Origin of the sequence: Variovorax sp. UC74_104 (assembly GCF_044055375.1) — a bacterium.
Lineage (GTDB): Bacteria > Pseudomonadota > Gammaproteobacteria > Burkholderiales > Burkholderiaceae_C > Variovorax.
The window spans coordinates 771,172-798,141 of sequence record NZ_CP171979.1 but is presented as its reverse complement, the minus strand read 5'-3'; the positions used below and the strand labels follow the sequence as shown (position 1 = coordinate 798,141).

Here is a 26,970-nt window from a genome sequence, read left to right as displayed (position 1 = left end):
TGGTCGGTCAGTGGTGTGATTCGGATGTGGAAGGGTCGAGGGCCGCAAAGCCGTAACGGTTCATGCTGCCGAACATGGGCATCGCGGGGTGCGGCACGAAGTGAGTACGGCAGTCGAGCACCGCAGGCAGGCCGCTTGCGATCGCACGATCGATGGCAGGGCCCACCTCTTGCGCCTTGTCGACGCGCTCGCCATGGCAGCCGAAGCCCTTCGCGATGGCCGCGTAATCGGTGCCTCCGAGCGACGTGCCCAGTTCAAAGTCGAGCGCGTTCTTCTGGCCGGCACGGATGATGCCCCAAGCCTCGTTGTTGTGAATGACCGTGAGCACCGGCAGTCCGTAGCGGCGCGCGGTGTCGAGCTCGTTCATGGTGAAACCGAATGACCCATCACCCGTGACGAGCACCACTAGCCGTTCAGGCCACTCCGCCTTCAATGCCAGGGCATACGGAAGCCCGAAGCCGAGATGACTCATGCCTGGTTCATGGAACCGCGTGCGCACCTCCTGCACCGGCGTCAGGTCGTTGGACCAGAAGCTGGTGTGGCCGCCGTCGTAGACAACCAGTGCGTCATGTGGCAGTGCGCGTGCGATCTCGCGCGCAAGCGCAGCCGGATGCATCCCGGGCGCAGGTGTCGCCGTACTGGCGGCGAAGCCTTCGTCGTAGCGGGCGCGTGATGCCTTCAGGCGCGGGAGCCAGCCGGCTTCGACGCCAGATCGCCAGCCGTTGGCGGTCGCATCGAGAAGTTCGTCGAGCGCTGCGCGTGCATCGGCCTGCATCGCCACCTGATGAACGGCCGGATGGCCCAGCGCCGATGGATCGAGATTGATCGCGATGATCTTGTGGCTGCGTCGCGCGAGCGGTCCGTTCTCGTCCCACATCCACGAGGACCATCGACAGCCGACGCTGAGGATCACGTCGGCGTCGGCGAAGGCTTCCTTGATCGGCGCACCGGCGATCAGGCCGCCGTGGCCGATGAAATGCGCGCTGTCGCTCGGCACGACGCCGAGCGCCATCTGGGTGGGGATCACCGGGCAATTCAGGCGGCGCGCGAGCTCGCGCACCTGCCCGGCTGCGTCGCTGGCGACCACACCGCCGCCCGCCACGATCAACGGCCGGTGCGCCTTGGCGAGCAGCGTCGCGGCATCGAGCACGGCGCGAGCATCGGGGCGCACGCGACCGACAGGCCGGTAGCGCTGCGGCACAAGGTCGAACTCGTCGTCCGGGAAATGGCACACCTGGCCTAGCACGTCCTGCGGAATGTCGAGATGCACCGGCCCCGGCCGGCCGCTGAGCGCTTCGCGGATGGCGCGACGTGCAATCTCCGGCATGCGGCGCGCGTCGTGCACGACCGCGTTCCATTTCACGACAGGGCGGCTGACCGCGACTGTGTCGAGATCCATGAACATGCCACTGTGCGGGTAAGCAGCCGCGCGGTGCTGGTTGGTCGTGATCGCCAGCACGGGCAGGTTGTTGTTGAAGGCGACGCCCAGGCCCGAGATCATGTTCAGGCCGCCCGGCCCCATCTCCGCGATCGCCACTGCAAGCTGTCCGGTGCCGGCAAAGCTGGCGGCCGCCATCATGGGCCCGGCGCCTTCATGGCGGGTTCCGATGAACCGCAGCTGCGGATACCGCGAAATGGCGTGCAGCAGCGGGCTCAGCTTGCCGCCGACGATGCCGTAGACATGCCGCACCGCTTCGCCGAGGAGTACGCGCACGAGGGCCTGTGCCCCGTTCAGTTCCTGGCTCATCTCAGTCCTCCGCGGTAAAGCCCGACGCCTTCACGATCGGGGTCCAGCGAGCCAGGTCGTTCTGCACCAGCTTTGCGAATTCCTGAGGCGACTGGTGGAAGGGGGTCAGGCCGTTCCTTGCGAGCGATTCGATCAACGCCGGGTCCTGCAGCCCTTCACGTACCAGTGCATTGAGCTGAAGCACCTTGTCCTTAGGCGACTTCGCGGGCAGGAACCAGCCGAGCCACTCTTGCACCACGATGTCCGGATAGCCCTGCTCCGCGAATGTCGGCACCTCCGGCAGGAAGGGCGAACGCTGTGCGCTCGAAACAGCCAGGCCGCGCAAGCGGCCGCTGCGGATGTACTGCATCACTTCGCCAAGCACGCTCACGCTGACCGGCACCTGGCCTCCGAGCACATCGTTCAGAAGCGGCGCGCCGCCTTTGTAGGGAATGGCGGTGAGCTTCTTGCCGATGTGCTTGTCGAGCATCATGCCTACGAAGTGCAATGCCGAGCCGGCCGCCGGCACGCCATAGTTCGCACTCTTTGCATCTGCCTGCACCCACTTGACGTAGTCCGCCACTGTCCTGATTTCCAGTGGCACGCCTGGGCCCGCGGTCAACACGAAAGCGTAGGTGACCGTGGTGCAGACAGGTGCGAAATCGGCGAGCGGGTCATAGGTGAGCTTGCGGTACGTGTTGGGGTACAGCGTCATCGGCGAGCTCGGGATCTGCAGAATGGTCATGCCATCGGCCGTTGCCCGGCGCACGTAGTCCACCGCGATGCGGCCCCCGGCGCCGACGCGGGCGTCGACAACCACGTTCGGCGCGTACTTGCCGCGCAGCTTCTCCGCCAGCGGCCGAGCCACCTGGTCGCCCATTCCCCCCGGCCGGAAATCCCGAGATCACGAAGGCCGTCTTGTCCTGCTGCGCAAAGGCGGGGCGCAACGCAGCGGACAGTGCCATCGCGCCGGCGATCTTGAGCGCCGATCTTCTGTGCATGGCTGTCTCCTGAAGTGGGTGCTACTCGGGAAGGATGCTCAGCTCGCTAGCGAGCTTGGACCAGCGCTGGTGTTCCGCGGCGAGGTAGGCGGCCATCTGTTCGACGGTGCCCGCTCCTTCGGTCATCGGGCCGATGGCCAGAAGGCGGGCGGCCATGTCCTTGTCCCTGAGGACCGCATCGAGGTCGTGGTTGAAGCGCTGCACAGCGGGCGCCGGCGTTCCGGTCGGTGCGACGATGCCCATCCAGCCTGCGTAATCGAAGCCAGCAATGGTCTGCGCAATGGTGGGTACGTTGTCCCATCCGGCGATGCGCTTGCCGGTCGTAACGGCCAGGGGCCGCAGCTTGCCGGCGGCCACCATCTGCGCGATCGAAGGGACGTCGCTCACCAGCGCTTCTGTCTGGCCGCCGACCGTGTCGGTCACCGCGGCGGCGACGGAGGAAAACGGAACCGAGTTGACGTCGACTGCCAGGTCGGCGGCGAGCAGCCGGGTCACCATCCCGCTGAAGGTTTTCGGCCCTTCGTTGGCCACGGTCAGCTTGCCCGGGTTGGCCTTGGCATAGCTCACGAGTTCCGGCAGCGACTTGATCCTGGATGATGCGGTGACCGAAATCGCGAAGGGCACCTTGCCGATCATTCCCACGGGCGTGAAGCTCCTCTGCGGGTCGTACGGCAGGTTCTTGAAGAGGTAGACATTGGTGACCAGTGCCGCAGCGGTCGCGAAGTAGAAGGTGTAGCCGTCGGGCGCCGCTTTCGCCGCCGCCTGTGCGCCGATCGCGTTCTGCCCGCCGGGCCGGTTCTCCACGATGATCGGCTGGCCCCACTTGCGCGAGAGCTGGTCGCTGATCAGCCGGGCGACCGCATCGGGGCCCGAGCCCGCGGGTTGCGACAGGATCAGCTTCACGGGCTTTTCCGGCCAGTTCTGCGCCGATACGAGCGGCGCAATCAGCGAGAGTGCGAGGGCGGTCGCACCCAGCTGGAGTTGTCGACGGTTCATGGTTTTGTCTCCTTCTTTTTGAATATCGGGCGTCCGGCACTCAGGCCGTGCACGCCAGCGTGAGGCCGAGCGCGGCCGCCGCTTCCTCGACGAGCGCGCCGATGCCTTCGGGGTATTGGGCTGTGCCGTAGACGTAGTTGTCGGGTCGCACCAGCGCGGCGACGCAGCCGTGTCGCAGCATCCAGTCGGCCACCACGCCTTCGGTTTCGGGGATTGCGGCCAACGGGATCGTCTGCAATCCCGCGAGGCCGGGCTCGGTCTCATGGGCGATGGCGCGCGACAGCACCAGCCGCCATCCATTGCCGAACACCTCGTCCATGCGCAGCAGGCCTCGTTCCGTACTCAGCCAGGGTTGAGGGAACAGCACCCCGCGACCCGTGCTCGCGTCGGCCGACAGAAGACCTTCCTCCAGCCTTGGCAGGATGTCCTGGCGCGGTGTGTCCCTGACCTCGCCGCCGCAATCGGCCAGCAGCTTCGCATCACGCGCACGTGCCGTGGTCTCGTCGCGCTCGCAGATCACCGCGCCGACTCCCTTGATGCGGCTGGTGAGTTCGCGTACATGGGCCTTGCGCTCGTAACCGTAGCTGTCCAGAAGTGCCTCGGCGGCCGAGCCCCGAACCTCGCCGGTTAGCACCGCCGCCAGCTTCCACGCGAGATTGGCGGCATCGCGTATGCCCTGGCACATGCCCTGTCCGAGGAAGGGCGGCTGCATGTGCGCGGCATCGCCTGCGAGGAACACTCGCCCCTGACGCCAGTCGCTCGCCACCAAGGCATGAAACCGGTAGCTCGCCTGGCGCCACAGTTTGCCGTCCTCGGGTCCGATCCAGCGGGAGAGTTGGTTCCAGGTTGCCTCGTCCGATTCGAACGCCTTCGGGTCTTCGCCCGGCATGAGCGAGATTTCCCAGCGCCGATGGTTCTTGGGACCGAGCACCAGCGTGCAGGGACGTTGCGGCTCGCAGTACTGCACGCTCACCCGGGGCAGCTTGGCCATGCCGCGCTCGTTGACCAGCACGTCCACCACCAGCCACGGCTCATCGAAATCCAGATCGTCCAGCGCGATGCCCAGTTGCGTGCGCACCGGGCTCGCGCCGCCGTCGCACCCGATGGCGTACTTCGCGCGAACCGTGCGCGAGGCGCCGTCGCGCTGGATGCTCAGCGCCACCTGCGCATCGTCCTGGGCCAGGTGCGTCATCTGCGCGCCGAGCTCGACGGTGACATTGGGCATCTGCGCCACCCGGGCCCGTAGCGCGCGCTCCACCGGCGGCTGCGTGAACACGACGGAGGGCGTGTAGCCCTGCGGGTAGGGCGGCGGCAGCATCGTCATGCGACGGATGAGCTGGCCGTCGACACCGAAGTACTCCGAGTTCGAGAACGGCTCCGTGAAGGACTCGATCGCTTCGGCCACGCCCAGCTGCTGGAACACCCGCATGATCTCGTGGTCGAGCGAGATCGCGCGGGGGATCTGATAGACGTCCTCCAGCCGCTCACACACGTAGACCTTCAGCCCGCGTTGCCCCAGCAACCCCGCCGCGACCTGGCCCGCCGGCCCGTAGCCGACGATGGCGACGTCGTAAATCGGCTCGCTCATGCCGCCTCGGCAACGATCGGGTTGACCAGCGTGCCGATGCGCTCGATCTCGACTTCGTAGCGGTCGCCGGCCTTCATCCACACCGGCGGCGTGCGCGCCTGGCCGACGCCGGCGGGCGTGCCCATGACGATCACGTCGCCCGGCTCCAGTGTGAGCACCTCGGCCAGCAGCGCAATGGTCTCGGCCACGTTGAAGATCATGTCGCTCGTGTTGGCGTCCTGCATCACCTCGCCGTTCAGGCGGCCCTGGATCCTCAGACCCGTGGCGCCAGGCGGCAGCTCGTCGGCGGTCACGAGCAACGGGCCAAAACCGCCGGTGCCGTCGAAGTTCTTGCCGATGGTCCATTGCGGCGTGCGCTTCTGGTAGTCGCGCACGCTCATGTCGTTGAAGCAGCTGTAGCCGAAGACGTACTGAAGCGCGTCGGCCTCCTTCACGTGGCGCGGCACTTTGCGACCGATGACCAGCGCCAGCTCGGCCTCGTAGTCGAACTTCGGAGACACGCTCGGGACGACGCCGGCATCGTCGTGCGCAATCAGGGAACTCGCGCCGCGGAAGAAGAACCACGGGTACTCGGGCTTGTCGCGGCCGCCTTCCTTGGCGTGATCGAAGTAGTTGAGGCCGAGGCAGACCGTCTTGCCAGGCTCGGGCACCAGCGGTGCAAGCTTGACGGCGGACAGGGGTTGCCGCGCGCTGGAACTCTTCAGCGCCGCTTGCGCCGCGGCATGCAGGTCGACGCCGCCCTTCAGGGCCAGCCGGAGATCGGCCGGCACATCTGGGTCGGCATCATGGAGGTCGATGATCCGGTCGCCTTCGACGACGGCCAGACGGGGTGCGCCATCGCGCAGGTAGGTGGTGAATTTCATGGTTCGAGTGGTTGAGTTGAATGGGAGGGGGATGCGAAGAGAACGCGCCTTTGCGCCTCCTTCAGCGTTGCGCCGGGCGCAGGAGAAATGCCCCACTGGTCGACGCGCCCGGGCGGCCATTTCCAGTCGTCGGGGCCGTCGGGCCAGGTAGCTGTCGTCGACCTGCTCGACCTCAGCCGTGTACTCGATGACGATGCCGAACGGATCGAGGAAGTAGTTGAAGAGGTTGTTGCCGGGGCCATGGCGCCCGGGCCCCCACTGGATCGGGTAGCCCGCATCCCTCATGCGGCCGCCACCGCGCATCACCGCGTCGCCATCGGGCATCAGGAATGCGATGTGGTTGAGCGCGTCGTTGTCGCTGACACCGATCGCCAGCGTGTGGTGGTCGCTGTTGCAGTTCATGAAGGCGATGGCCGCCGTGCGGTCCGCCAGGCGCAGGCCGAAGGCTTGCGTGAGGAAGGCCTGTGTTTCGTCCACGGCGTGGCTGTTGAGCACCACATGGGTGAGGCGCTGCGGCCGGTCGCGCTCCGCAGTAGCAGTCTCGCGCTGCGCGTCGCCATGCAGCACTTCGAAGACGCGTCCGTGCGGGTCGCGCACGAGGATGCCGGTGCCTCCGGCCGGATCGTCGATCCGCGTCGCCGCGCGCACGAGTTCGCCACCGGCACTCACGGCACGCTTGGCCACTTCCCCCAGAGCCTGGGCACTGTGCGCCCGCATAGTGACGCACAGGATCCGTGGCGGACCGTCGCGTCGATGCAAGGCGAGCAGATAGGCGTCCCGGCCGCTGCCGCGCAGGTACAGCGCATCGGCGCTGCGATGCGCCACCTCCAGCCGCCAGACGGATGTGTAGAACATCTGCGCCTGGTCCAGGTCCGGTACGCTCAGGCTGACGCTGCGCAGCCCTTCGATCCAGGGGGAACTCATGATGCGGTCCTTTCGAGGCCGAGGTAGCACTCGGCATTGCGGCGAACCAGCGCGACCGTCGTGTCGGCATCGAAGCCGGCGACTGCGATGCGCTCCACCGGCATGCGGTCGTGGAAGTTGAAGGGATAGTCGGTGCCGACCATGAGCTGGCTGGCGCCGAACATGTCGACCAGATGTCGCAGCGTCGGCGTGTCGAACACCAGCGTGTCGTAGAAGAACCGGCGTGCCTGCTCGACGGGCGATGCAGCGACGCTCTCCTTCAATGCGGGAAACACGGTCCAGCCCTGCTGCAACCGCGGCAGCAGCGACGCGAGCGTTCCGCCGCCGTGGCTGAAGGCAATGCGCAGGTTCGGCCGGCGCGTCAGCAGGTTGCCTGTGATTGCCGACGCCGCCGCTAGGCCGACGTCGCCCGGATAGGCCAGCACCTGCTGGAGCGCCGCCGGGCCGACCAGGCGATCCATCCCTGCAGGGCGAAGCGCGTGCACGAACACCGCCGCGCCCAGCGCCTCGCAGGCTTCGAAGAAGGGATCGAGAGCGGGCGCGCCAATTGGAAGACCGTTGATGTTGCTTCCGATTTCCACGCCCTTCAGGCCCAGCGTGCGGACCGCGTATTCGAGTTCACGGATCGCGAGGTCCATGTCCTGCAGCGGCACCGCCCCCAGGCCGGCGAGCTTGCCGCCAGCCTCGGCCACCATCGCGGCGATCTGTTCATTGAGAAAGCGCAGCACCTGCTGGGCGTCGGCGGGCGCCATCCAATAGGACAGCAATTCCGGCATCGGCGAGATGACCTGCAGTCCGACGCCCATGCCAGGGAGGTCTTCCAGGCGCTTCGCCACATCCCAACACTTGTCGGAAACGGTGCGGTACACCTTGCCCGAGATCATCACGTGGCGGTGGCAAGGCTCGGCCGCCGCCATCGAGGGCCATTCGGCCGGCAGTCTCGCCCCCACATAGGCCGGAAAGTTTTCCGGCACCACGTGCGCATGGGTGTCGATGCCGCCGCAGTGGTGGCACGGTTGGATGTTGTTCGCTCTCACAGTCATGTCTCCTGGGTGCATCGTAGGAAGCGCAATCCATGCTGTACAGGCGATTTGGAAGATTCATAAAATCGGTTTCATGGATATTCATTCGGTCGATCTCAACCTGCTCGTGCTCTTCGACACGCTGATGAAGGTGCGCAGCGTCAACAAGACGGCAGAGGTCGTCGGGCTGAGCCAGTCGGCCACAAGCGGTGCGCTCGCGCGGCTGCGCGAAACCTTCGAAGACCCGCTCTTCGTGCGCACCGCCTCGCAGATGGAGCCCACGCCGCGCGCCCTGCAACTGGCGCCGGTGGTGCGCAAGGTCGTGCAGACGATCCAGTCCGAGATCCTTCAGTCGCCGCACTTCGACCCCATGCAGGCGCAGCGCAGCTTCGTCATCCTCACGCCGGACATCGGCGAAGTGGCGTTTCTTCCGGGAGTCTTGCGTCGCCTGCGGCGTGAAGCCCCCGGCGTGCGCCTGCATGCACTTTCGAGGTCGCGAACCGCCGCGGCCGACGCGCTTGAGAAGGGCGAGGCCGATCTCGCCGTGGGCTTTTTCCCGGACCTGCAGAAAGCGGGCTATTTCCAGCAGGGCCTGTTCACCAGCAGCTACGAATGCATCACCTGCGCCCGAAACGGCACCGTCGGCGTGCGCATGACGCTGAAGCAGTACCTTGCGGCGCGACATGTGGTGGTGCGGCCGGACGGGCGCGAGCACTTGCTCGAGCGCTTCCTGGACGGCAAAGGATGGCAGCGCAGCGTGACGCTGGAACTCTCGCACTTCATGAGCTTGCTGGCGCTGCTGCCGGGCACCGATCTGATCGCCACAGTGCCGCAGGACATCGCGACCGCCGTGGGCCGCCATATTCCGCTGCGCCAGATCGCGCTGCCCTTCCGCCCGCCGCAACTGCAAGTGCAGCAATTCTGGCACCGCCGTATGCAGAACGACCCCGCCAACCGATGGCTTCGAGGCCTGTTCTATGAGGTCAATCGCAGGGACGTGGGTGGACAACTACCGGGCTGAAATCGAACAACTGCTGCGGTCACGCCCGCGGTCTTCGCAAACTAGCGCCTGAGCAACCAGCCGTCGATCTCTTCGACATCGTTGCTGAGATAGAGCAATCCGTGGCGACGCAAGCCTTTCTCCTCGCCCGTGTCAGCAGTGAACTCTTCCCAGGGTTCGAGGCCATCGGTCGCCATCGGGGGTTTTCGAGCAACGCGGTTCTGCTGGCGGCACCAGCGCCAATTCCGGCTGATTCCTCGGCGCCCGATCCGCTCCTTTTCAACCAAGACCAGGAAGCGCATTCGTTGTCTCATTGCTTGGACGAAATCCGGGTGAGCGGCCAGTCGTCCTACCTTGATCAAGGACCTCTGGGCGCTGCGGGTGCGGCTGCCGCTGGAGGGCCGAGTGCGCGAGTACGCTCTATTCAACTTGGACTTGGACAGCAAGCTGCGAGGCTGCGGTCTTGTCGGCCTGAAGGTCAGAGGCGTCGAACCCCGCGTCGGACACGAATGCCTCCACACCCTGCCGCGGCATCGCCATGCCATTGACCGGTGCCGCAGGGTCGCCGAAGCCCATGGCCATGCCGCACGCCGTGAGTTCGTTGGACTCCATCCGCAGGTGCCGCGCGATTCGCGCGTGGAACGGCGCGAAGGACACCTGCGGGCAGGTGTCGATGCCGCGAGACTTCGCCGCGATCATCACGCCCTGCATGTACAGGCCGAGATCCAGCCAGCTGTGATGGCCCAGCCGTGCATCGATGCTGAAGATCAGCCCCACCGGCGCGCCGAAGAAGCTGAAGTTGCGTTCGGTCTGCGCCGCGCGCGCCGCCGTGTCGTCTCGGTCGATGCCGAGCGCGCCGTAGTAGCGCACTGCAAAGTCAGCCCTGTGCGTGCATAGCGCCTGCGGCAGCGGGTCCGGGAAGTGCGAGGGCGCAGCGAAGTCGCCACGCCGGAAGGCCATCGCGAGGTCCTCGCCGAAAGCCTTCAGCGGCGCGCCCGCGAGCACGTGCACACGCCACGGCTGCGTGTTGGAATTGCTCGGAGCGCTCGCGGCCACGGCCAGGATCTTCGAGCACCGTGTTCCGCTCCAGCGTTCGCGGCAGGTAGGCACGCAACGACCTGCGCGCGCGCAGCACGTCGTCCACGCAGCGACCCGCGTCAGGCGGCAGGCTCATGCGTCGGCTCCTGGGCCTGCGGTGCGGCGTGGTACGCGATGCGGCCCGCGGGCAGGAAGAACAGCGCGATGACGGCCCCTCCCCTCGCCTCCGGATAGTGATGGCTGCCAGGCGCAGGCGCGGTCCAGCCGGCCTCGCACCAGCCGTTGGGTCCGTTGAGCGCCGCACCCGGGTTCAGTGGCACGACCATGTTGAGCTCGCCGTAGGGGTGTGCGTGGTACTGGCCGCGGTAGGTTCCCCCTGGATGACCCTGCGTGTTGCCGCGGCTGTCCATGTAGACCGCCGTGATGCTGAAGTACCGCGTGCGCTCGGAGGGCTCCGCGATGCGGCTGCGCCGGTAGATGGGGCCGTCGAGCGCCACGTTCGCAGCCCAGCCGTCGCGCACGCCCTGCGTGACCAGCTGCGCGAGCGTGCGGTACAGCTCGCTGTGCGGACCGCAGGCCTGGTTGAGCCAGCGCTCGGTCTCGGTGCCGGCCGTCATGTCCTGCACCTGTTCGAGGAAAGGAATGGCGCAGGCGATCAGCGCCTCGCGGCCCGCGTGGTGTTCGTCGTTCTTGGGAATCATCGGATGCCTTTCTGTCATTCGTCGGAGCGAAAGCCCGAGGCGCGGACCACCGGGCCCCAGGACTCCCGCTCGCGCTGGATCAATGCCGCGTACTCGCGCGGCGCGAGGGTGCCGACCTCGAGGCCGACCTGTTCGAAGGCCGCCAGCAGCGCTGGATCCCTGGCGGCGACCACCATGGATTCGTACAGCGCCTGCAAAGTGGCCGCGGGCGCGCCCGGCGGTGCGAACACGCCATAGGTCTCGGCACCGCGAATCTCGGCATGGCCCTGCTCGGCGAAGGTCGGTACGCCGGGCATGAAGCGCGAGCGTTTCTCGCTCGCCACGCCAAGGATGCGGATGCGGCCTTGCTGCAGGTACGGCAGGAAATCCGCCACGAAACCGAAGTACGCCGGGATCTGCGCGCCGACCAGGTCCTGCATCGCGGGTGCGGAGCCGCGGTAGCCGACGTGCTGCAGCTTCAGCCCGGCCGCTTCCGAGAGCTGGTAGCCCAGGAAGTGCGCCATCGAGCCCGCCGCCGGCGAGGCGTAGCTGGCACCGCCGGGCGTACCGCGCACCCACCGCACGTAGTCCGCCAGGTTCCGGACGGCAGCCGGCACGGCATTGCTCACCGCGAGCGCGCAGTTCGCCGTGACCAGCGGCGACACGGGCGCGAAATCGGCGGCGGGGTCGTACATGAGGCGCGTGTACACGTGCGGGTAGATGGTCAGCGCCGAGGTCTGCGTGCACAGCAGCGCGCTCGCATCGGGCCGCTCCCGCCTGAGCTGGCTGCTCGCGATGCGGCCCGCCGCACCGGCGCGGTTGTCGACGATGTAGGCGCGGCCCTGCTTGCGCCAGGCCTCGGTGAGCTGCCGGGCGGTGGTGTCCAGCGTCCCGCCCGCGGGGTAGCCGACCAGCAGCTTGCCGGTGGGGCCGACGCCCTGGCCCATTGCGTGCGGCAGCCATGCCGCGGCCGGTGCCGCGAGTGCCGCACGCGCAAAGGCGCGGCGGGAAAGTCGTGCGTTGATGTCCATGTGCTGACCTCTTTGTGCCCGAAGGCGGGGATGCGGCGAATGATCGGCGCGCCGTGAGTTGTATGGAACTGATGCCTTTGCAAGTTCAAAATGCACGAGATTCAATTCATGACAACCACCTCACGGAGACGGCGATGAGCATCGGCCGCATGGACCTCAACCTGCTGAAGGTGTTCGACGCCGTCTACGAAGACCGCAACCTGGTGCTCGCGGGACGACGGCTGCACCTGAGCCAGTCGGCCGTGAGCCATGCGCTCACACGGCTGCGCGAGGTGGTGGGCGACGAGCTGTTCCTGCGCACCGGCAAGGGCCTCGCACCCACGGGCCGGGCCAGCGCCATGGCTCCGGTGCTGCGCGACGCGCTGCGGCGCATCGAGGCCACGCTGGGTGTCGAGCCGTTCGAGCCCGCGCACTCGTCGCGGCGTTTCGTGATCGCCGCGAACGACCATGTCACCGCGGTCATCGTCGCGCAGCTGCTGCGTGCGCTGCAACAGGCCGCACCCGACGTGGACCTGGTGATCCGCCCCTCCACCCGGCTGGACCTGGCCGAGCAGATCGACCTCGGCCGCATCGACCTCGCGATCGGCATCTTCTCGCAGGTGCCCGTGCGACTGAATGCAGACACGCTCATGACGCAGGGCGAGAAGATCCTGATGCGCAAGAGCCATCCGGCCTCGCGCCGCAAGCTGCAGGTGAAGGACCTGGCCCGCTACCCGCTCGTGACCTTGTCCGTGGGCGGGCAGGAAGAGGGGGCGGTCGACGGCTTCATTCTGGAGCGCGGGCTCGCGCGCCAGTCGGAGATGTTCGACCGGCACGCACTCGAAGAAGCGCTGCGCGGGACAGATCCGCCGCCCCGGCAGCGCGTGACCGTGCCGCACGCGCTGGCCATCCCGGCGCTGCTGCGGGACAGCGACATGCTGTCGATCGTGCCCGCGTCGCTGGCGCAGGCGCTCGCGCGCGGCGGCGATCTGGTTGGGCGCCAGCCGCCATACCGCGCCGGCCAATCGGTCACGAGGGCGGTCTGGCACCGGCGCAACGACCACGATGCCGGACACGTGTGGTTTCGCGAGATGGTTGCAGCGGTCGCGAAGGTGGCCTGTCGAAGCAGCCAATGAAGCCTTCCTTCCGGCCCCGCCCCCTCGACGAGGACCGCTGAGCGATAGACACCGGCCCCAGGGGCTGTCTACGTGATCGCAGCCGAAACGCCAGCGATCAACATCATCCGTGCGCTGGTGGCAGCGGCACATCCACACCTCGCTCCGGACGAGCCCCGGGGCGCTCGCGCGCTCGAATCAGCGGCCAATACAGCCCCCAATTTGGTGCCAATACAGTGATTCATCACATTGGGAACCGTCGATGGAATGCCCTCGACAAGGCGTCATACGATTTATCCAGTTAATTTCCTTTCAGCCCATTAAATCTTTTTATTTCAAAAGGAATCGCACCCGGAACACCAACCAAATCCAGCAGATTTGGCTCATCAGGACCGAAGGCCATTGATCGCCTCGGAATTCATTTCTTTCATTCCACTGGATTTCTTATGGACAGCAATGCAGGTCGCTCCGTATTTCCCGCACCGCATCCCGACATAGCCTGGATGGACGGTGAATTCGTCAACTGGGAGCATTGCACGCTCCATGTGCGCACGCAGGCGGGCTTCTTCGGCGCCAACATATTCGAAGGGCTTCGCGCCTATTGGGACGAAGCCACCGGTAAATCCTATGTCTTCCGGCTCGACGATCATCTGAAACGACTTGAACAATCGATGAAGATCATGCGGATGAAGTCGCGCTTCGACATGCCGACGCTGCATGAAGCAACGGTGGAATTGCTGCGACGCTGCGATTTCAAGGCACATTCGCAAATCAATCTTTCGACCTATTTCAGGTATTCCGGGCCTGGCGAACCGCTGGTCGCCACCGAAGACACCGGCGCGCACATCACGGCCATTCCGCTGCCGCGCTCGCCGAAGATCGAAAAGGGCGTCGCCGCGGGCATCTCGACGTGGCGGCGGATTTCGGACGATTGCGTGCCGCCGCGCGCGAAGGTCGCCGCCAACTACCAGAACAGCCGGCTCGCGCAGAACGAGGCCCGCGAGAACGGCTTCGACATCGCGATCATCCTGAACAACCGCGGCAAGGTGTCCGAGGGCCCGGCGGCATGCCTGTTCATCATCCGCGACGGGGTGCTGATCACGCCGCCCACCTTCGCGGACATCCTCGAGAGCCTGACGCGCGACACGCTGATCGTGCTGGCGAAGGAGAAGCTCGGCCTGCAGGTCGTGGAGCGCGAGATCGACCGCACCGAGCTGCTGATCAGCGACGAGGTGCTCATGTGCGGCACCCTTTTCGAGATCCTGCCCGTGACCTCGGTCGACCGGCTGCCCATCGGCGACGGCGAGGTCGGCCCGATTACTCGGCAGCTGCAGGCGCACTACCTCAAGACCGTGACGGGCGGCTACCCGGAATACGCCTCCTGGTGCACCGAGGTGGCGGCAGTGCCGCGCCCGGCCGTGTCCGAGTCGGCGTCCAAGGTCACGCTGACGCATCGCGAGGCGATCGAATGGGTGGAGAGCACGAGCGCCTATCCGTGGGCCCGGGCGAGCCTGGAGGATTTCAGCGGCTACCTGCGCGAGCCGAGCAAGTTCCCCTGCAACTTCGCGCGCGCGGCCTTCCGAACGAACACGCTGCACTTCGTGTTCGCCGGCACCGACGCCGATCCGCTCGAACTCGCGCGCGTGCGCCAGGGATTGGGCGAGTACCTCCAAACGGTGTCGGTGATGACGGGCATCGAGGAATCCATGAACGTGCTGGTGATCCTGTTCAAGCCGGAAACCCGGGAACAGTCGCTGGACCATTACCACCGCACCGCCTGGAACATCATGCAGGACTGGGTCGACAACGACCCCGAACCGTGGCCGCCCGAGATCCCCACGGATCCGGAGGAGCCGTTCTGGAGCCTGTGCTTCGCGGGGGTCCCGCTCTTCATCAACGTCAGCGCACCAGCGCACCAGCGGCGAAAGAGCCGCAACCTCGGCCAGTCGCTGGCGCTGGTCACGCAGCCGCGCGCGGGCTTCGACCTGGTCGCGGGCCCGACACCCGAGGGGGACAAGGTGCGCCAGCGCATCCGCCGGCAGGTGGAGCAGTACGACGGCCAGCCCGCCCCGGATGTCGTGGGCACCTACCACCGCGGCGACCTCGAGTGGAAGCAGTACGTCTTCACAGACACGAACGACGAGAAGCTCACGCGTTGCCCGCTGCACATTCCCGCCGCAACACCGGCGCTGGAGCGCCGCACGGCCTGAAGGCCGTCCACGAAGCACGAAGAAAGAAGGAGAGCGAATTGAACGGTGCCGACCTCATCTGCAAGACCCTGATCGCCTCGGGCATCGAGGTCTGTTTCGCCAACCCCGGGACCTCCGAACTCCATCTGGTGGCCGGTATGGAGCGCAGGGCCGACCTGCGTTGCGTGCTGGGGCTGTTCGAGGGCGTCGTCACGGGCGCGGCCGACGGATATGGCCGCATGACCGACAAGCCCGCGGCGACCCTGCTGCACCTCGGTCCGGGCCTCGGCAACGGACTGGCGAACCTTCACAACGCCCGGCGTGCCGCGACCCCCATCGTCAACATCGTTGGCGACCACGCATCGCATCACCTGCCGTTCGACGCGCCGCTGACGTCCGACATCGAAAGCCTGGCCCGGCCGATGTCGAACTGGTATGGCCGCGTCGATTCGGTGCACCACATCGTGCCGACGGTCGCCGACGCCTGCCGTGCGGCGACCTCGCTGCCCGGGATCGCCACGCTGGTGGTGCCCGCGGAGGTGACCTGGAGCGACGCCGACCCGGTGCAGCCGCCCAGCATCGCGGACATCCGGCCCGTCAGCCCGTCAGCGCCCGATGCCGACAAGGAGCGGCGCGCCGCGGCCCTGCTGCGCCGGGGAAGGAGCACTGCCCTCTTCCTTGGCGGCCGGGCCCTGAGGCAGGAAGCGCTCGCCCATGCGGCCGAGATCGCGGGCAAGACGGGAGCGAGCCTGCTGTCGCCCTTCGCCAATGCGCGCATGGCGCGCGGCGCCGGCAGGCCCGTCGTGCCGCGCGTGGCTTATGCGACGGACCGGGCCGTCGCGCAGCTGCAGCAGTTCGACGCGATCGTCATGATCGACGCGCGACCGCCCGTGGCCTTCTTCGCGCATCCGGGCATGCCGAGCCAGCTGCTTCGCGGCGACTGCGAGGTGCTCGAGCTTTGCGAACCCGGCGGCGACGCCGCCGCCGCACTCGCCAGCCTCGCGGAACACTTCGCGTCGACGCCGTTCCTGCTCGACCCGCCGCCGCCTCCGCTGGTGCGCACCGGACAGCAGGATCTTTCCCAGGGTGCGCTGACGAACGAGGTGCTCGCCGAGCTGATCACGCGGATGCTTCCCGACGGTGCCATCGTCTGCGACGAGGCTCTGTCGTCCGTGCCGCAGCTTTTCGCTGCGTCGCACGACGCGGCCCCGCACGACTGGCTGCAGATCACCGGCGGCTCGATCGGCATCGGCATTCCGCTGGCCACGGGTGCCGCCATCGCCTGCCCCGACAGGAAGGTGATCACGCTGCAGGCCGACGGCAGCGGCATGTACACCCTGCAGGGCCTGTGGACGCAGGCGCACGAGCGACTCGATGCGATCACGATCGTGCTCGCCAACCGGAAGTACGCGCTGCTGATCGACGAGATGCGGCGCATGGGCGTGAAGCCACCCGAGCACCAGGTGCGTTCCAGCTTCGACCTCACCGATCCGGTGCTCGACTGGGTCTACCTCGCGAACGGCATGGGCGTCGAGGCCGTGCGCGTCTCCTCGGCAAAGGAGTTCACCAATGCCTTTACCGTTGCCCTGATGCGGCGAGGGCCCTTCCTCATCGAGGCCGTCCTCGCCTGAGCGCGCGCCGTCAGAGCGCGGCCAGGAAGCGCCAGAAACGTTCCGCGTCGCAATGGGCCACGTTGAAGCGGAACCAGGCGCTCGCAATGTCGGGCGCGCCGAAGTACATGCCCGGTGCGAGCCAGATGCCCTGCCTGAGCGCGCGCGCCGTCACGTCCCTGGCCTCGCCGGGTCCGATCGGCAGGCGCCCCCACAGGAACAGCCCTCCCTGCGGCCGATGAAACAGCTCGACGCCGGCCGCGGAGAGCTTGCGTTCGATCCGGGCGTGCATCTGCGCGAGCCGGTGGCGCAGGCGTTCGAGGTGCTGGCGGTAGGCGCTGTCGACGAGGATCTGGTGCACGGTCCTTTCGGTCACCGCGGAAGACGTCAGGCCCGAGACCATCTTCAGCCGCCCGAGCGCATCGAGCGTGGCCGCGTCGGCCGCCACGAAGCCCACGCGCAGCAGCGGCGAGACGGTCTTGGAGAAGCCGCCGATGTGGATGACCGGGCCGAGGCCGGCCATGGCAGCGAGCATCGGCGCATCGGGCGGCGCGAGCCCCCGGCTCACATCGTTCTCGACGATGCGCATCTGCGCGGCCTGGGCGATCTGCAGCACCTTGTAGGCCGTGGACAAGGTGATCGAGGTGCCCGTGGGGTTGTGCAGCGCGGAGCTCACGAACAGCGCCTTGGGCCTGTGCTTGCGCACCAGCGCCTCCAGCGCGTCGGTGTCCAGCCCGTCGGGCGTGCGCGGCGCGAACACCAGCTGCACGTTCGCCAGCCTCAGCGCTTCGAGCAGATTGCAGTAGCAGGGATGCTCGACCACGACGACGTCGCCGGGGCGCAGAAGGAGGCGGATGACGAGGTCGATCGCCTGCGTAGCGCCCTGCGTGATGAGCACCGATCCGGCATCCGCGGGCACGCCGAAGCGCGCGAGCTCGAACGCCACGCGCGCGCGCAGGCTGGCGTCGCCGAAGGGCTGGCCGTAGCCGCCGACCTGGCCCTTCATGGTGCGGCTCAGCGAGCGAAGCGCACGGCCGAACTCCACGCCGTCGAGCCAGCCGGACGGAAGCCAGCCGCAGCCCGCCTTGACGGAAGCCGTCTGGTCGGAGAACACCTCCGACAGCAGCCAGGCATCGTTGGGGCCGGATGGCGGCTCGCGAACCGGCGACACGGCCCCCACCGTGACGGGGTTCGCCACGGTGAACCCGGCCCCCGGGCGCGAAGCGACCATGCCGAGCGACACCAGCCGCTGGTAGGCCTGGGCGACGGTGAAGGTGCTCAGCTGCAGGTGGGCGGCCATCTGCCGCACCGAAGGCAGCTTCTCTCCGGGCAGGACCCGGCGCAGCCTGATCGCCTCGCCGATGCCTTCCACCAGCTGGCTGACCAGGGAGCTCGACCGCTCCTTGCTGCGGTCGATGGCGATCCTCAACCCATGGTCGATCAGCCGCACGTTGCTGCTGGCGTCGGAGGGCGTGGATGGGTGGCTTGGGGCGTCGGACGCGGCCTGCTCAAGGCTTCCACGCTCCGGGCGCAAGGTGCGCCGCCCGCTTGCCGAGCGCCCGGAAGTCGGCCCCGAACGCGGCGCGCGGCAGGTAGCGGCCGGTGCCGCGCTGCGCGCGCAGGTCGCCATCGGCATACACCACGCGCCCCTGGCTGACCGTGTGCGTAGGGATGCCGCGCACGGTGCGTCCCTCGAAGATGTTGAAGTCGCCCTTCGAGTGCTGCGTGGCCGCGGAAAGCACCTTCGAGCCTTGCGGGTCCCACAGCACGAGGTCGGCGTCGGCCCCCTCGGCGATCACGCCCTTGCGCGGATACAGGTTGAAGAGCCTGGCCGCATTGGCCGACGTCACGGCGACGAACTCGCTCGGCGTGAGGCGCCCGGTATTGACGCCCGCGTCCCAGATCACGGCCATGCGCTCCTCGATGCCGCCGCAGCCGTTCGGGATGCGGGTGAAGTCTTCCCTTCCCGCCGCCTTCTGCGCCGCGCAGAAGGTGCAGTGGTCGGTGGCCGTGGTCTGCAGGCTGCCCGACTGGAGGCCGCGCCAGAGTGCCTCCTGGTGCGCCTTCGGGCGAAACGGCGGACTCATGACGTGGGCCGCGGCGCTGGCGAAGTCTGCCGCGCGGTAGACGCTGTCGTCGACCACCAGGTGCCCGGCGAGGACTTCGCCGTACACGCGCTGCCCCAACGCGCGTGCGCGGGCGATCGCATCGGCGGCTTCGATGCAGGACACGTGCACGACGTACAGCGGCACACCCAGCACGTCCGCGACGGCGATGGCGCGCTGCGCCGCCTCCCCCTCGACCGCCGGCGGGCGCGACAACGGATGGGCTTCGGGACCCGTGACGCCCCTGGCCGCCAGCTCCTGCTGGAGGAAGTAGACGAGCTCGCCGTTCTCGGCGTGCACCGTGGGCATGGCCCCGAGTTCGAGCGCGCGCCGAAAGCTCTTCACGAGGATCTCGTCGTCGCACATGATCGCGTTCTTGTAGGCCATGAAGTGCTTGAAGCTGGTGACGCCCTCCTCGTTCACCAGCGTGCCCATGTCGCGGTGCACCGTTTCGTCCCACCAGGTGATGGCGACGTGGAAACCGTAGTCCGATGCGGCCTTGCCCGCCCACTCCCTCCAGATGCCATAGGCTTCCATCAGCGGCTGCTGCGGGTTGGGAATCACGAAGTCCAGGATGGTCGTGGTCCCGCCGGCAAGGCCTGCGGCCGTGCCGGTGAAGAAGTCGTCCATGGTGACCGTGCCCATGAACGGCAGCTGCATGTGGGTGTGAGGGTCGATGCCGCCGGGCATGACGTACTGCCCGGACGCATCCAGCAGCTGCGCGCCGGCCGGTGCCTGGCTGGCGGCGTCGGTGCCGACGGCGACGATGCGGCCATCGACGCACAGCACGTCCGCCCTGGCCTCCCCTTCGGCATTGACGACGGTGCCGCCGCGGATCAGGAGCGCTGGAGTGCTTGCCATGATCAGGCCTCCGAAGGCTGGGGTTGCTGCGGCACCAGCGGCACCTGCAGACGCATCGCGAGCAGATACACCGCGCTCGAGACGGCGATGCCCGCGAACCATGCGTAGGTGTAGATGGTCTTGAAGAACTCCGGCACGTTCGGAAAGACCGCCGGCAGGGCCGCATTGAGGAAGCCGGGAAGATTGGGCAGCACGCCGATCACGAAGGCCGCGATGGCGGCGGGATTCCAGCCGTTCCTGTAGCGGTACTGGCCATGGTCGCTGTACAGGTCGGCCACGGCCAGTTGCGTGCGGCGAACCAGGTAGTAGTCGGCGATCAGGATGCCCGCGATCGGACCCAGCAGCGCGGAGTAGCCGATCAGCCAGGTGAAGATGTAGCCCTGCGTCGACTCCAGCAGCTTCCACGGCATCATCGCGATCGCGATGCCCGCCGTGATGTAGCCGCCGGTGCGGTACGAGATGGCGCGCGGGTTCAGCGCGGAGAAGTCGTAGGCCGGCCCCACGAGATTGGCCGCCAGGTTGACGCTGACGGTATCGACCAGCAGCACGATCAGCCCGATGAGCACGGCGGCACCCGTCATGCGGCTGGCCAGGTCGACCGGGTCCCAGATTGCCTTGCCATAGATCACGACGGTGGCGGAGGTGACGACCACCGCGAGGCCCGCGAGCAACCCCATGGGCACCGGCAGTCCGATCGCCTGCCCGACGATCTGGTCGCGCTGCGATTTCGCGAAGCGCGTGAAGTCGGGAATATTGAGCGCGAGGGTGGCCCAGAAGCCCACCATGGCCGTCAGCGAAGGCCAGAAGGCCGCGGAGAACTGGCCCGCCTTCTTGCCGCCCTCGGCGAACTGCGAGGGCTGCTCAAGGATCGGTCCCAGGCCGCCGGCGCGATTGAGCGCCCAGGCCAGCAGCACGAAGCAGATGAGGATCTTCAGCGGCGCCGTGTACGTTTCGAGCTTGCGGATCGATTCGATGCCGTGGACGACGAAATAGAACTGCAGGGCCCAGAAGGCGAGGAAGCTCGCGAGCTGGAAGAAGTCGATGCCCAGCCAGCCAATCTTCTCGCCCTGCAGCGGATGGCCGATCAGCACACCCAGCAGCGTGTAGATCATCATCCCGCCGAACCAGGTCTGGATGCCGTACCAGCCGCACGCCACGAGCGCACGCAGCAGCGCCGGTATGCGCGCGCCGGAGGTTCCGAACGAGGCCCGCGCGAGCACCGCGTAGGGGATGCCGTACTTCACGCCCGCATGTCCGATCAGCAGCATTGGGATCAGCACGATGAAGTTGCCGAGGAAAACGGTGCCCACGGCCTGGGTCCAGGACATGCCCGTCTCGATCAGGCCGGCCGCCAGGGTGTAGGCGGGAATGCACATCACCATGCCGACCCAGAGCGCGGCGAAGTGGTACCAGCGCCAGGTGCGCTGGTCGGCCCGCGTGGGGGCTAAATCGTCGTTCCAGAGGCTCGAGTGCGCTTGCAAAGGTTCGCTTGCTTTCATGATTTTTCCTTTGAGTGAGTCACATGGGGCTGGGGACCGTTTCCCGACGCTCGCGCTGCACCGTCGCTGTGCGACTGCGAGCCCTGGGACCTAGAGATGCGCAGTGATATTTACTATTTAACCGTATAAAAGAGATAAATAGATCGATTGCTAAGCAAGTTCGATGCCCGTACAAACCCCAGTTCTTCCCCGCATTGCGCTCGTTTTGGAGGCAATTGCGCCGAATTGCATCGATTTATGATGGTGCTCGGCTCCACATCGGGAGCTTTACAAGGAACAGGTGCATGCCCATCGGCCAGCCCGCAAGAAAGCGGCCCAAGCTCTCGGATCTGGTTGTCGAAGACGTCAAGCGCTGGATCGTCGCGCAGCGAAAACAGCCCGGCGACCGGCTGCCCAACGAGAAGGAACTGGTCGAACTCTTCGGCGTCTCCAAAAGCACGGTGCGCGAGGGGCTGAAGGCGCTGGAAGTACGCGGCCTGATCAAGACGCGCACCGGCCCGGCGGGCGGCGCCTATCTCCAGCAGGTGTCGCTGGACCACGCCGCCGAGCCGCTGAGGAACTTCCTGCATTTCCACCAGCTGGACGGACACCACATCTACCAGCTGCGCAAGATCCTGGAGCCCGAACTCGCCGTGAGCGTGGTCGGCCGGCTCGACGCGAAGCAGCTGGACTTGCTGGAGCAGACCATTCGCCAGTGCGAGCAAGAACCCGGCGACGATGTCGAGCTGCGCGCACAACGTGTGGCGGAACTCGAGTTCCACAATCTGCTGGCAGACCGGTGCCCGAACGCCCTGCTCGCCTTCGTATGCCGCTTTCTCAACGACCTGCTGCGCGATCTCATGGTGTTCAAGAACGCCTGGGAGCACCGCCATTTCGGCGAAGCCAACGCGAGCTTCCACCGCCGGCTCCTGCAAGGCTTTCGTGACGGGGACGCCGAGACCGTCAGGCGCCTGATGACCGAGCACATGATCGACGCCGAGACCCACATGCACGAAATGGAAGCGCAGGTGGGCACCCAGCGACTGCTCATGCCGGCGGGCCGGCGCCACGGCTGAACGCCCGCTGTTGATTTCCATGGAATCCTGACCCGCAATTGGAGTGAACCCCTGCGGCTGGGGCCACCGAGCAAATCAGAACTGATACGCTGGCCGGGCCTTCAACCAGGAGAAGGTCATGTCATCGAGAGGTCCGTTTCGGCGCCACGCGCCGGAGTTCAAGATCCATCCGCAGTGGCGCCATCGGGCGGCGTGATGCGGCCAGGAAGTACACCCTGTCGACCAATCTGATTCAGCTGTGGCTGACGCAGTACGACCGGGGCGAGCTCAGCACCGAAAAGGCCGAAGCATCGGTCATCGCGGAGTACGAAGCCAAGATCGCTGCGCTTGAGCACAAGGTCGGCCAGCTCACGATGGAGCTGGAATTGGTCAAAAAAACGCCACGCCTGCGCCTCGTGAGCGACAACGAGAACCTGTCGATCGTCACCGACCCGAAGCCTGCTCCATCCGACGGGGGTGCCAAGTGATCGAACTGCCGCGCAGCACCTTCTACTATCGGTCGACGGCGACCAGCGAGTGCCTCAATGATGGACGTCTCATCGAACTGATCGAGAGCATTCAGGACGAGTTGCCTGGCTATGGCTACCGGCGCGTGACGCACGAGCTGCGCAGATGTGGGCATGTGGGCAATCACAAGCGTGTCGCGCGTGTGATGAGGGCCCGGGGCTTAGGCATCAAGCCGCGCAGGCGCTTTGTGCGCACCACCGACAGCAGTAAGCCGTCAATAAACCACGCCCTTGCGCGCGGTGTCGGAATCGACGTGCACGGGGTGGTCTACGGCGAGCCGAGCTCGATGTTCCAGGGCAACAGCGCCTCGTAGTCGTCGACGGTCTGTGCCAGCGGCAGCTTCTTGAACAGCGCGACGAGGTAGCGGTAGGGCTCGACGTTGTTGGCCTTGGCCGTCTCGATCAGCGAGTACAGGTTGGCACTGGCGTTCGCGCCGCCCACGGTGTCGGCGAACAACCAGCTTCGTCTTCCAACGACGAAGGGCCGGATCGCGTTCTCCACCGGGTTGGAGTCCAGCGGCCAGGTTCCGTTGTCCAGGAACCGCACGAGCTTGGGCCACTGCCCATGCAGGTAGTGCAGTGCTTCGCCCAGCAGGCTCGACGGCGCAACGCTGTGCAGGTGCGTGAGCAGCAACCGCTCGATGTTGCGCACAACGGCGGCGCTGTAGCGCGAACGCAGCCGCAGCCGACGCGCGGGCGTCCAGTCCTTGGCCAGTGCCTCCGCGCGGTACAGCTTGCCAATGAGCCGCACGAACCGGGTCGCGAGCTGGTCGAGCGAACGAGCTGCCTTCGGGATGGCCTCCTCGGCCTTGATCAGCGGTCGGCGCGCGTGAACCCAGCATCCAAGATGCGTGAGGCCACCGGCCTTCGCGATGCCGTTGTAGACCTCGTAGCCGTCGGTGATGAGCGTGGTGCCGGGGCGGATGCCGGCATACAGTTTCTCGGCGTGCACGGCGCCGCGCCCCGGCGCATAGGCGAACAGCCGTACCGGTGGACCCGTGCCATTCATCTGCGCCCACATGTAGCTCTTCGTCTGGGCTTTCCTTCCGGGCTCCTTGAGCACCTGGACCGTGGTCTCGTCACCGTAGATCAGGTCCGAGTCGAGCAGGTGATCGCGCAGCAGGTTGATGACGGGCTGCACAGCCCGGCCGATGCGCACGACGCCAGAGGCCAGGGTGTTGCTCACGATGTCGCCACCGAAGCGGCGCAGCAGCGCGGCCGTGCGGTACAGCGGCATGCCGAACTGATACTTGCCGGTGATGACCCAGGCTTGGGCCTGCTCGGTGAGCAGCCCGCGAGGGATGATGCGCGCCGGCGCCGGTGCGACCTTCAGGCTCTGATCGCAGCAGGGACATGCGTACTTGATGCGGTGGTGCTGCAGCACGCGCACCTGTTCGGGAATGACATCCATCTGCTCGCTGATCTCGGAGCCGATCTCCACCAGCGCGTGTCCGTCGTGTGCGCACACGCGCTGGGCCTCGGGCAGCTCGTGGCGCACGATCTCGCGCGGCAGCGCGGGGTCCAGCGGCTTGCGTCCGCGCTTTTTGCGCTGATGCCCGGCGACCGGTGTCGATTCCTCTTCGTCAGTCTCGGCCTGCGGTGCCTGATCAGTGGGCGCGAGTGCTTCGGCCTCGTTGAGGAACAGATCCTTCTGCTCGGTGCCGCGCGCTTCGCTCTTGGCGGCGAACAGCTGGCGCTGCAGCGACCTCAACCGTTCGAGCGCCAAGTCCCGTTCGGTGGTCGCAATACGAAGCGCGCCGGCCAGCGCATCGCGCTCGGCGATGAGGCCAGCGAGTTCTTCAGCGGTGATGGTGGCAGGCGTGGACACGCCAGCTTGGATCGGCGTGCCCCAGCATTGTTCCGTCAGGCCACGCTGCAATAGCGCAGATGGGGGTGGCGTTGCACCACCGCGATGTCGATGCCTTCCAGCAACCAGTGCAGTTGCTCGGCCGTCAGCGCCGGAACCGCCTCGGCCGAGGGCCAGATGAACCTGTCCTTCTCCAGCCGCTTGAGCAACAGCCAGAAGCCGTTGCGCTCCCAACCCAGGATCTTCACCCGGTCGCGCCTGCGGTTGCTGAACACGTAGGCGCACGATGCGAACGGATCCAGGCCCAGCGCCTGCTCCACCAGCACCGCCAGGCCGTTGATGCTCAGCCGGAAGTCCACCGGCTCGCGATGCAGGTAGACCTTCAGCCCTTCGTCGAAGCGGAACATGGCAATCGGCTCAACATCTGCACCAGCGTCGGCAATTCCTGCAAGCTCGTCTCGCCGAGATCGAGCTGCACACCGTTGGGCAGCCGCACCTGCAAACCGACCATCGGAGTCGGTGTCGCCAAGGGGCTCTCATCCGGGATCACCGCCACGGCCGTGGCAGGTGTGTGGGCTACCGCGGGCACAGCCACCGCACGCTCGCGCTGCGGCGGATCCTGTTCGCCCTCCACGTGTACGGCAACGAATGCCGCATCTTGCGTTCGCGCGATGTCGCCCGCCGACACTTGGGCGCTTCGCCTCTGGTAAGCCGCGATCCAGGTCCTCAGCAGGTTCGTGTTGACACCGTGCTCCATCGCCATGCGTGCCACCGACACTCCCTGCTTGAGACAGGCAACGATCAACTCCCTCTTGGCGGATTCGTCGTAGACGCCGCGACCGTCACTCTTGCGCCCCACAACCAACCGGCCTCTCAACTCTGCGTACTGCTCTGTCATGTCTACGTGTCCATGTTGCTATACATGGGCACGTAGCCTCACAGCTCATTGCTCCCTGAACAAGGGCGTGGTTAATTGACGGCTTACCGACAGCAGGCATGACTCGCCGATCTTTCCAAACCTGTACCGCAATGTCATCCTGATCCAGCCCAACGTGGTGTGGGTATCTGAGGCTCTCAACGACATATTCGAGCATCCGTTATTCAGTCTAGAGACGGACCAACGGACGAGTAACCACCACAGAGATGCTCTGTAATCTCCGGTTCTTCGAGCGGAATCGCCGAAGCCCACGGCCCGCACGGTGAGCCCACCTCGCCGAACCAGGAGACGATGCGGCCCAGCAAGAGCGACGGCCATTCAGTGACCAGCGCAAGCAACGCCTGAGCGATAGGCGTCAAGGCAGAGCCCGCCAGCACCAATGCCTTGCGATGACCAAGCTTGCCGGCGACATAGCCGGACACTGTCGGTGACGACTAACAGTTCGACTTCGCTCGCCAGCAGCTTGTCGCGCAGCCGAGATCCAATGTCGATCTCCGGCCACCCTTCCTGCCCGGCGCCACGGCAATGAGGCGCACCAATGCCCAGGAGTAAGCCCGGCAGGCGCGTCCCGTCACGCCGATCTATCGCTGCCCGAACACCTCAATCTCGACTCGACGGTTCGGCGCAAGGCAGTCGATCAGGTCCGCCCGCCTTGCTTGCGCACACTGCACCTTCGGTTCCGATTCGCCCTTGCCCTGGACCTGCATGGTCTGCGCCGGCACGCCGGTCTGTATCAAGTAGTCACGGACGGTGTTGGCGCGAGCGAGCGAGAGCGCCTCGTTGTAGGTGCTGCTGCCGAGCCGGTCGGTATGGCCGGTCAGCTTGATTGACTGCACAGACGTGAGGCTGCCTTTGATGTCGCTCGCTAGCCCATCCAGCTTGCGTCGCCCTTCAGGCAGCAATTCGGCCAGTGAGCGACCGTCGAAGCGGAAAAGGCCGTCGGCACCTAACGTGGTCCTGCGCGGTGCGGCCAGGCCCGCAGCGGCCTGCCGTTCGACCACTGGTGGACGGGCTGCCAGCACATCGCCGCAACCAGCAGGCAGCCAATGGAAGGTCTGCGCCTTGTAGTCCTTGTCGAAAATCGCCTTGTACTGGCAGGTGGTCACTCCGCCACCGGCCTTACGGAAATGAAAGATGTAGTCCCATTCGCGCGGGCCCGCCAAGCCCTCCCGGAAATGTGGCCGACCGAGCAGGTCATACAGTTGGTCCTTCGTGACGCCGGGCGCCACGGCGCGCAGGTTATCGAGATTCGGGAACGTGCCTTCCTTGAGCCACGCATCGTTGTCGATGTTCGGAAATACCACTTCCGTGGCCTTGCCGTCGTCGGTGATGCCTTTGCTCACATAGGAACTGCAGCCGTGAAGCACCAGCAGTGCTACACCCCCCACTGCAGCGGCCGAGAAGCGATGGAATTGCGTTTTCATGATGTTGTTCCTCT

The 26,970-nt window shown here is 66.5% G+C and carries 24 protein-coding genes and 2 pseudogenes; 7 read left to right on the top strand and 19 right to left on the bottom strand.

Translation table 11 applies throughout. The features are described from left to right. Positions 1-7: 7 nt before the first annotated feature. The 7 genes and pseudogenes from ACHMXA_RS34385 to ACHMXA_RS34355 form a co-directional block, all read right to left on the bottom strand. Positions 8-1,747, bottom strand: a complete 1,740-nt coding sequence (locus ACHMXA_RS34385) for a thiamine pyrophosphate-binding protein (protein ID WP_395321934.1) — start codon at positions 1,745-1,747, stop codon at positions 8-10. Between the two features lies 1 nt (position 1,748). Further along, a complete protein-coding gene (locus ACHMXA_RS34380) occupies positions 1,749-2,606 on the bottom strand; it encodes a tripartite tricarboxylate transporter substrate-binding protein (protein ID WP_395321932.1) in 858 nt (285 codons plus the stop codon). A 142-nt stretch (positions 2,607-2,748) separates the two neighbouring features. Then, complete coding sequence (locus ACHMXA_RS34375; RefSeq protein WP_395321930.1) at positions 2,749-3,723, bottom strand: Bug family tripartite tricarboxylate transporter substrate binding protein; 975 nt, start codon at positions 3,721-3,723, stop codon at positions 2,749-2,751. Between the two features lie 40 nt (positions 3,724-3,763). Continuing rightward, positions 3,764-5,311 carry a bifunctional 3-(3-hydroxy-phenyl)propionate/3-hydroxycinnamic acid hydroxylase gene (locus ACHMXA_RS34370; protein WP_395321929.1) on the bottom strand — a complete coding sequence of 516 codons (1,548 nt, stop codon included), beginning with the start codon at positions 5,309-5,311 and terminating at the stop codon, positions 3,764-3,766. Further along, positions 5,308-6,174 carry a fumarylacetoacetate hydrolase family protein gene (locus ACHMXA_RS34365; protein ID WP_395322694.1) on the bottom strand — a complete coding sequence of 289 codons (867 nt, stop codon included), beginning with the start codon at positions 6,172-6,174 and terminating at the stop codon, positions 5,308-5,310. The genes ACHMXA_RS34370 and ACHMXA_RS34365 overlap by 4 nt, the downstream gene beginning before the upstream one ends. A 240-nt stretch (positions 6,175-6,414) precedes the next feature. Next, positions 6,415-6,891 (bottom strand): annotated as a pseudogene (locus tag ACHMXA_RS34360) (VOC family protein); the annotation flags it as partial. A gap of 203 nt (positions 6,892-7,094) precedes the next feature. Next, complete coding sequence (locus ACHMXA_RS34355; RefSeq protein ID WP_395321927.1) at positions 7,095-8,141, bottom strand: amidohydrolase family protein; 1,047 nt, start codon at positions 8,139-8,141, stop codon at positions 7,095-7,097. Between ACHMXA_RS34355 and ACHMXA_RS34350 the strand changes: the two genes are divergently transcribed. Further along, positions 8,119-9,141: a LysR family transcriptional regulator gene (locus tag ACHMXA_RS34350; RefSeq protein WP_395321925.1), complete on the top strand. Its 1,023-nt coding sequence runs from the start codon at positions 8,119-8,121 to the stop codon at positions 9,139-9,141. The two genes, ACHMXA_RS34355 and ACHMXA_RS34350, sit on opposite strands and share 23 nt — an antisense overlap. Before the next feature lie 41 nt (positions 9,142-9,182). Here ACHMXA_RS34350 and ACHMXA_RS34345 read toward each other — a convergent pair whose 3' ends face one another. Beyond that, positions 9,183-9,422, bottom strand: a complete 240-nt coding sequence (locus ACHMXA_RS34345; RefSeq protein ID WP_395321923.1) for a hypothetical protein — start codon at positions 9,420-9,422, stop codon at positions 9,183-9,185. Between the two features lie 46 nt (positions 9,423-9,468). Between ACHMXA_RS34345 and ACHMXA_RS34340 the strand changes: the two are divergent. Continuing rightward, positions 9,469-9,609, top strand: a pseudogene (locus ACHMXA_RS34340) (integrase); the annotation flags it as partial. Here the strand turns inward: ACHMXA_RS34340 and ACHMXA_RS34335 are convergent. The 3 genes from ACHMXA_RS34335 to ACHMXA_RS34325 all read right to left on the bottom strand — a co-directional run bounded on the left by ACHMXA_RS34335 (position 9,541) and on the right by ACHMXA_RS34325 (position 11,869). Next, positions 9,541-10,131: a nitroreductase gene (locus tag ACHMXA_RS34335; RefSeq protein WP_395321921.1), complete on the bottom strand. Its 591-nt coding sequence runs from the start codon at positions 10,129-10,131 to the stop codon at positions 9,541-9,543. The pseudogene ACHMXA_RS34340 and the gene ACHMXA_RS34335 sit on opposite strands and share 69 nt — an antisense overlap. Positions 10,132-10,277: 146 nt before the next feature. After that, positions 10,278-10,859 (bottom strand): DUF4863 family protein, encoded by a 582-nt coding sequence (locus ACHMXA_RS34330; protein WP_176666258.1) that lies wholly within the window; start codon positions 10,857-10,859, stop codon positions 10,278-10,280. Between the two features lie 14 nt (positions 10,860-10,873). Beyond that, a complete protein-coding gene (locus ACHMXA_RS34325; protein ID WP_395321919.1) occupies positions 10,874-11,869 on the bottom strand; it encodes a tripartite tricarboxylate transporter substrate-binding protein in 996 nt (331 codons plus the stop codon). Positions 11,870-12,003: 134 nt separating this feature from the next. On the opposite strand from ACHMXA_RS34325, the gene ACHMXA_RS34320 reads away from it, so the two are divergent. Further along, positions 12,004-12,984: a LysR substrate-binding domain-containing protein gene (locus tag ACHMXA_RS34320; protein WP_395321917.1), complete on the top strand. Its 981-nt coding sequence runs from the start codon at positions 12,004-12,006 to the stop codon at positions 12,982-12,984. Between the two features lie 365 nt (positions 12,985-13,349). Here ACHMXA_RS34320 and ACHMXA_RS34315 read toward each other — a convergent pair whose 3' ends face one another. Then, positions 13,350-13,613 (bottom strand): hypothetical protein, encoded by a 264-nt coding sequence (locus ACHMXA_RS34315; protein ID WP_395322700.1) that lies wholly within the window; start codon positions 13,611-13,613, stop codon positions 13,350-13,352. Between ACHMXA_RS34315 and ACHMXA_RS34310 the strand changes: the two genes are divergently transcribed. Together ACHMXA_RS34310 and ACHMXA_RS34305 are read left to right on the top strand one after the other, a co-directional pair. Beyond that, positions 13,509-15,173 carry a YqcI/YcgG family protein gene (locus tag ACHMXA_RS34310; protein ID WP_395322692.1) on the top strand — a complete coding sequence of 555 codons (1,665 nt, stop codon included), beginning with the start codon at positions 13,509-13,511 and terminating at the stop codon, positions 15,171-15,173. The two genes, ACHMXA_RS34315 and ACHMXA_RS34310, sit on opposite strands and share 105 nt — an antisense overlap. A gap of 38 nt (positions 15,174-15,211) precedes the next feature. Next, positions 15,212-16,783 carry an acetolactate synthase large subunit gene (locus ACHMXA_RS34305; protein ID WP_395321916.1) on the top strand — a complete coding sequence of 524 codons (1,572 nt, stop codon included), beginning with the start codon at positions 15,212-15,214 and terminating at the stop codon, positions 16,781-16,783. Positions 16,784-16,793: 10 nt separating this feature from the next. Here ACHMXA_RS34305 and ACHMXA_RS34300 read toward each other — a convergent pair whose 3' ends face one another. Genes ACHMXA_RS34300 through ACHMXA_RS34290 form a run of 3 tightly spaced genes read right to left on the bottom strand, consistent with a single transcriptional unit; the run spans position 16,794 to position 21,227 of the window. Further along, positions 16,794-18,212: a PLP-dependent aminotransferase family protein gene (locus ACHMXA_RS34300; RefSeq protein ID WP_395321914.1), complete on the bottom strand. Its 1,419-nt coding sequence runs from the start codon at positions 18,210-18,212 to the stop codon at positions 16,794-16,796. 58 nt (positions 18,213-18,270) lie between these two features. Continuing rightward, positions 18,271-19,728, bottom strand: coding sequence for a dihydropyrimidinase (hydA, locus tag ACHMXA_RS34295; RefSeq protein WP_395321912.1), 1,458 nt, complete (start codon positions 19,726-19,728; stop codon positions 18,271-18,273). Between the two features lie 2 nt (positions 19,729-19,730). Then, complete coding sequence (locus ACHMXA_RS34290) at positions 19,731-21,227, bottom strand: NCS1 family nucleobase:cation symporter-1 (protein ID WP_395321911.1); 1,497 nt, start codon at positions 21,225-21,227, stop codon at positions 19,731-19,733. 284 nt (positions 21,228-21,511) lie between these two features. On the opposite strand from ACHMXA_RS34290, the gene ACHMXA_RS34285 reads away from it, so the two are divergent. Next, positions 21,512-22,282 carry a FadR/GntR family transcriptional regulator gene (locus ACHMXA_RS34285; protein WP_395321909.1) on the top strand — a complete coding sequence of 257 codons (771 nt, stop codon included), beginning with the start codon at positions 21,512-21,514 and terminating at the stop codon, positions 22,280-22,282. Between the two features lie 463 nt (positions 22,283-22,745). Then, the gene (locus tag ACHMXA_RS34280) at positions 22,746-23,102 is read left to right on the top strand and encodes an IS3 family transposase (protein WP_395321908.1); all 357 of its coding nucleotides are present in this window, start codon (positions 22,746-22,748) and stop codon (positions 23,100-23,102) included. On the opposite strand, the gene tnpC is transcribed toward ACHMXA_RS34280, so the two are convergent. From tnpC to ACHMXA_RS34260, 4 genes are all read right to left on the bottom strand, one after another. Next, entirely contained in the window at positions 23,057-24,616 is a 1,560-nt protein-coding gene (gene tnpC, locus ACHMXA_RS34275; protein WP_395316603.1) for an IS66 family transposase, read from the bottom strand. The genes ACHMXA_RS34280 and tnpC overlap by 46 nt on opposite strands. Positions 24,617-24,651: 35 nt before the next feature. Next, positions 24,652-25,002, bottom strand: a complete 351-nt coding sequence (gene tnpB / locus ACHMXA_RS34270; RefSeq protein ID WP_395316602.1) for an IS66 family insertion sequence element accessory protein TnpB — start codon at positions 25,000-25,002, stop codon at positions 24,652-24,654. After that, on the bottom strand, positions 24,978-25,493 hold the full coding sequence (locus ACHMXA_RS34265) for a transposase (RefSeq protein ID WP_395316601.1): 516 nt from the start codon (positions 25,491-25,493) through the stop codon (positions 24,978-24,980). Before ACHMXA_RS34265 ends, tnpB begins: the two co-directional genes overlap by 25 nt. A 620-nt stretch (positions 25,494-26,113) precedes the next feature. Continuing rightward, positions 26,114-26,956 carry an OmpA family protein gene (locus ACHMXA_RS34260; RefSeq protein ID WP_395321907.1) on the bottom strand — a complete coding sequence of 281 codons (843 nt, stop codon included), beginning with the start codon at positions 26,954-26,956 and terminating at the stop codon, positions 26,114-26,116. Between the last annotated feature and the right edge of the window lie 14 nt (positions 26,957-26,970).

Coding starts and splice junctions, on each gene's coding strand:
- ACHMXA_RS34385 (WP_395321934.1), bottom strand. CDS start 1,747: ATGAGCCAGGAACTGAACGGGGCACAGGCCCTCGTGCGCGTACTCCTC.
- ACHMXA_RS34380 (WP_395321932.1), bottom strand. CDS start 2,606: ATGGGCGACCAGGTGGCTCGGCCGCTGGCGGAGAAGCTGCGCGGCAAG.
- ACHMXA_RS34375 (WP_395321930.1), bottom strand. CDS start 3,723: ATGAACCGTCGACAACTCCAGCTGGGTGCGACCGCCCTCGCACTCTCG.
- ACHMXA_RS34370 (WP_395321929.1), bottom strand. CDS start 5,311: ATGAGCGAGCCGATTTACGACGTCGCCATCGTCGGCTACGGGCCGGCG.
- ACHMXA_RS34365 (WP_395322694.1), bottom strand. CDS start 6,174: ATGAAATTCACCACCTACCTGCGCGATGGCGCACCCCGTCTGGCCGTC.
- ACHMXA_RS34350 (WP_395321925.1), top strand. CDS start 8,119: ATGTTGTTCGCTCTCACAGTCATGTCTCCTGGGTGCATCGTAGGAAGC.
- ACHMXA_RS34355 (WP_395321927.1), bottom strand. CDS start 8,141: ATGACTGTGAGAGCGAACAACATCCAACCGTGCCACCACTGCGGCGGC.
- ACHMXA_RS34345 (WP_395321923.1), bottom strand. CDS start 9,422: ATGCGCTTCCTGGTCTTGGTTGAAAAGGAGCGGATCGGGCGCCGAGGA.
- ACHMXA_RS34330 (WP_176666258.1), bottom strand. CDS start 10,859: ATGATTCCCAAGAACGACGAACACCACGCGGGCCGCGAGGCGCTGATC.
- ACHMXA_RS34325 (WP_395321919.1), bottom strand. CDS start 11,869: ATGGACATCAACGCACGACTTTCCCGCCGCGCCTTTGCGCGTGCGGCA.
- ACHMXA_RS34320 (WP_395321917.1), top strand. CDS start 12,004: ATGAGCATCGGCCGCATGGACCTCAACCTGCTGAAGGTGTTCGACGCC.
- ACHMXA_RS34315 (WP_395322700.1), bottom strand. CDS start 13,613: ATGATCGTCGAGCCGGAAGACATAGGATTTACCGGTGGCTTCGTCCCA.
- hydA (WP_395321912.1), bottom strand. CDS start 19,728: ATGGCAAGCACTCCAGCGCTCCTGATCCGCGGCGGCACCGTCGTCAAT.
- ACHMXA_RS34290 (WP_395321911.1), bottom strand. CDS start 21,227: ATGAAAGCAAGCGAACCTTTGCAAGCGCACTCGAGCCTCTGGAACGAC.
- ACHMXA_RS34285 (WP_395321909.1), top strand. CDS start 21,512: ATGCCCATCGGCCAGCCCGCAAGAAAGCGGCCCAAGCTCTCGGATCTG.
- tnpB (WP_395316602.1), bottom strand. CDS start 25,002: ATGTTCCGCTTCGACGAAGGGCTGAAGGTCTACCTGCATCGCGAGCCG.
- ACHMXA_RS34265 (WP_395316601.1), bottom strand. CDS start 25,493: ATGACAGAGCAGTACGCAGAGTTGAGAGGCCGGTTGGTTGTGGGGCGC.
- ACHMXA_RS34260 (WP_395321907.1), bottom strand. CDS start 26,956: ATGAAAACGCAATTCCATCGCTTCTCGGCCGCTGCAGTGGGGGGTGTA.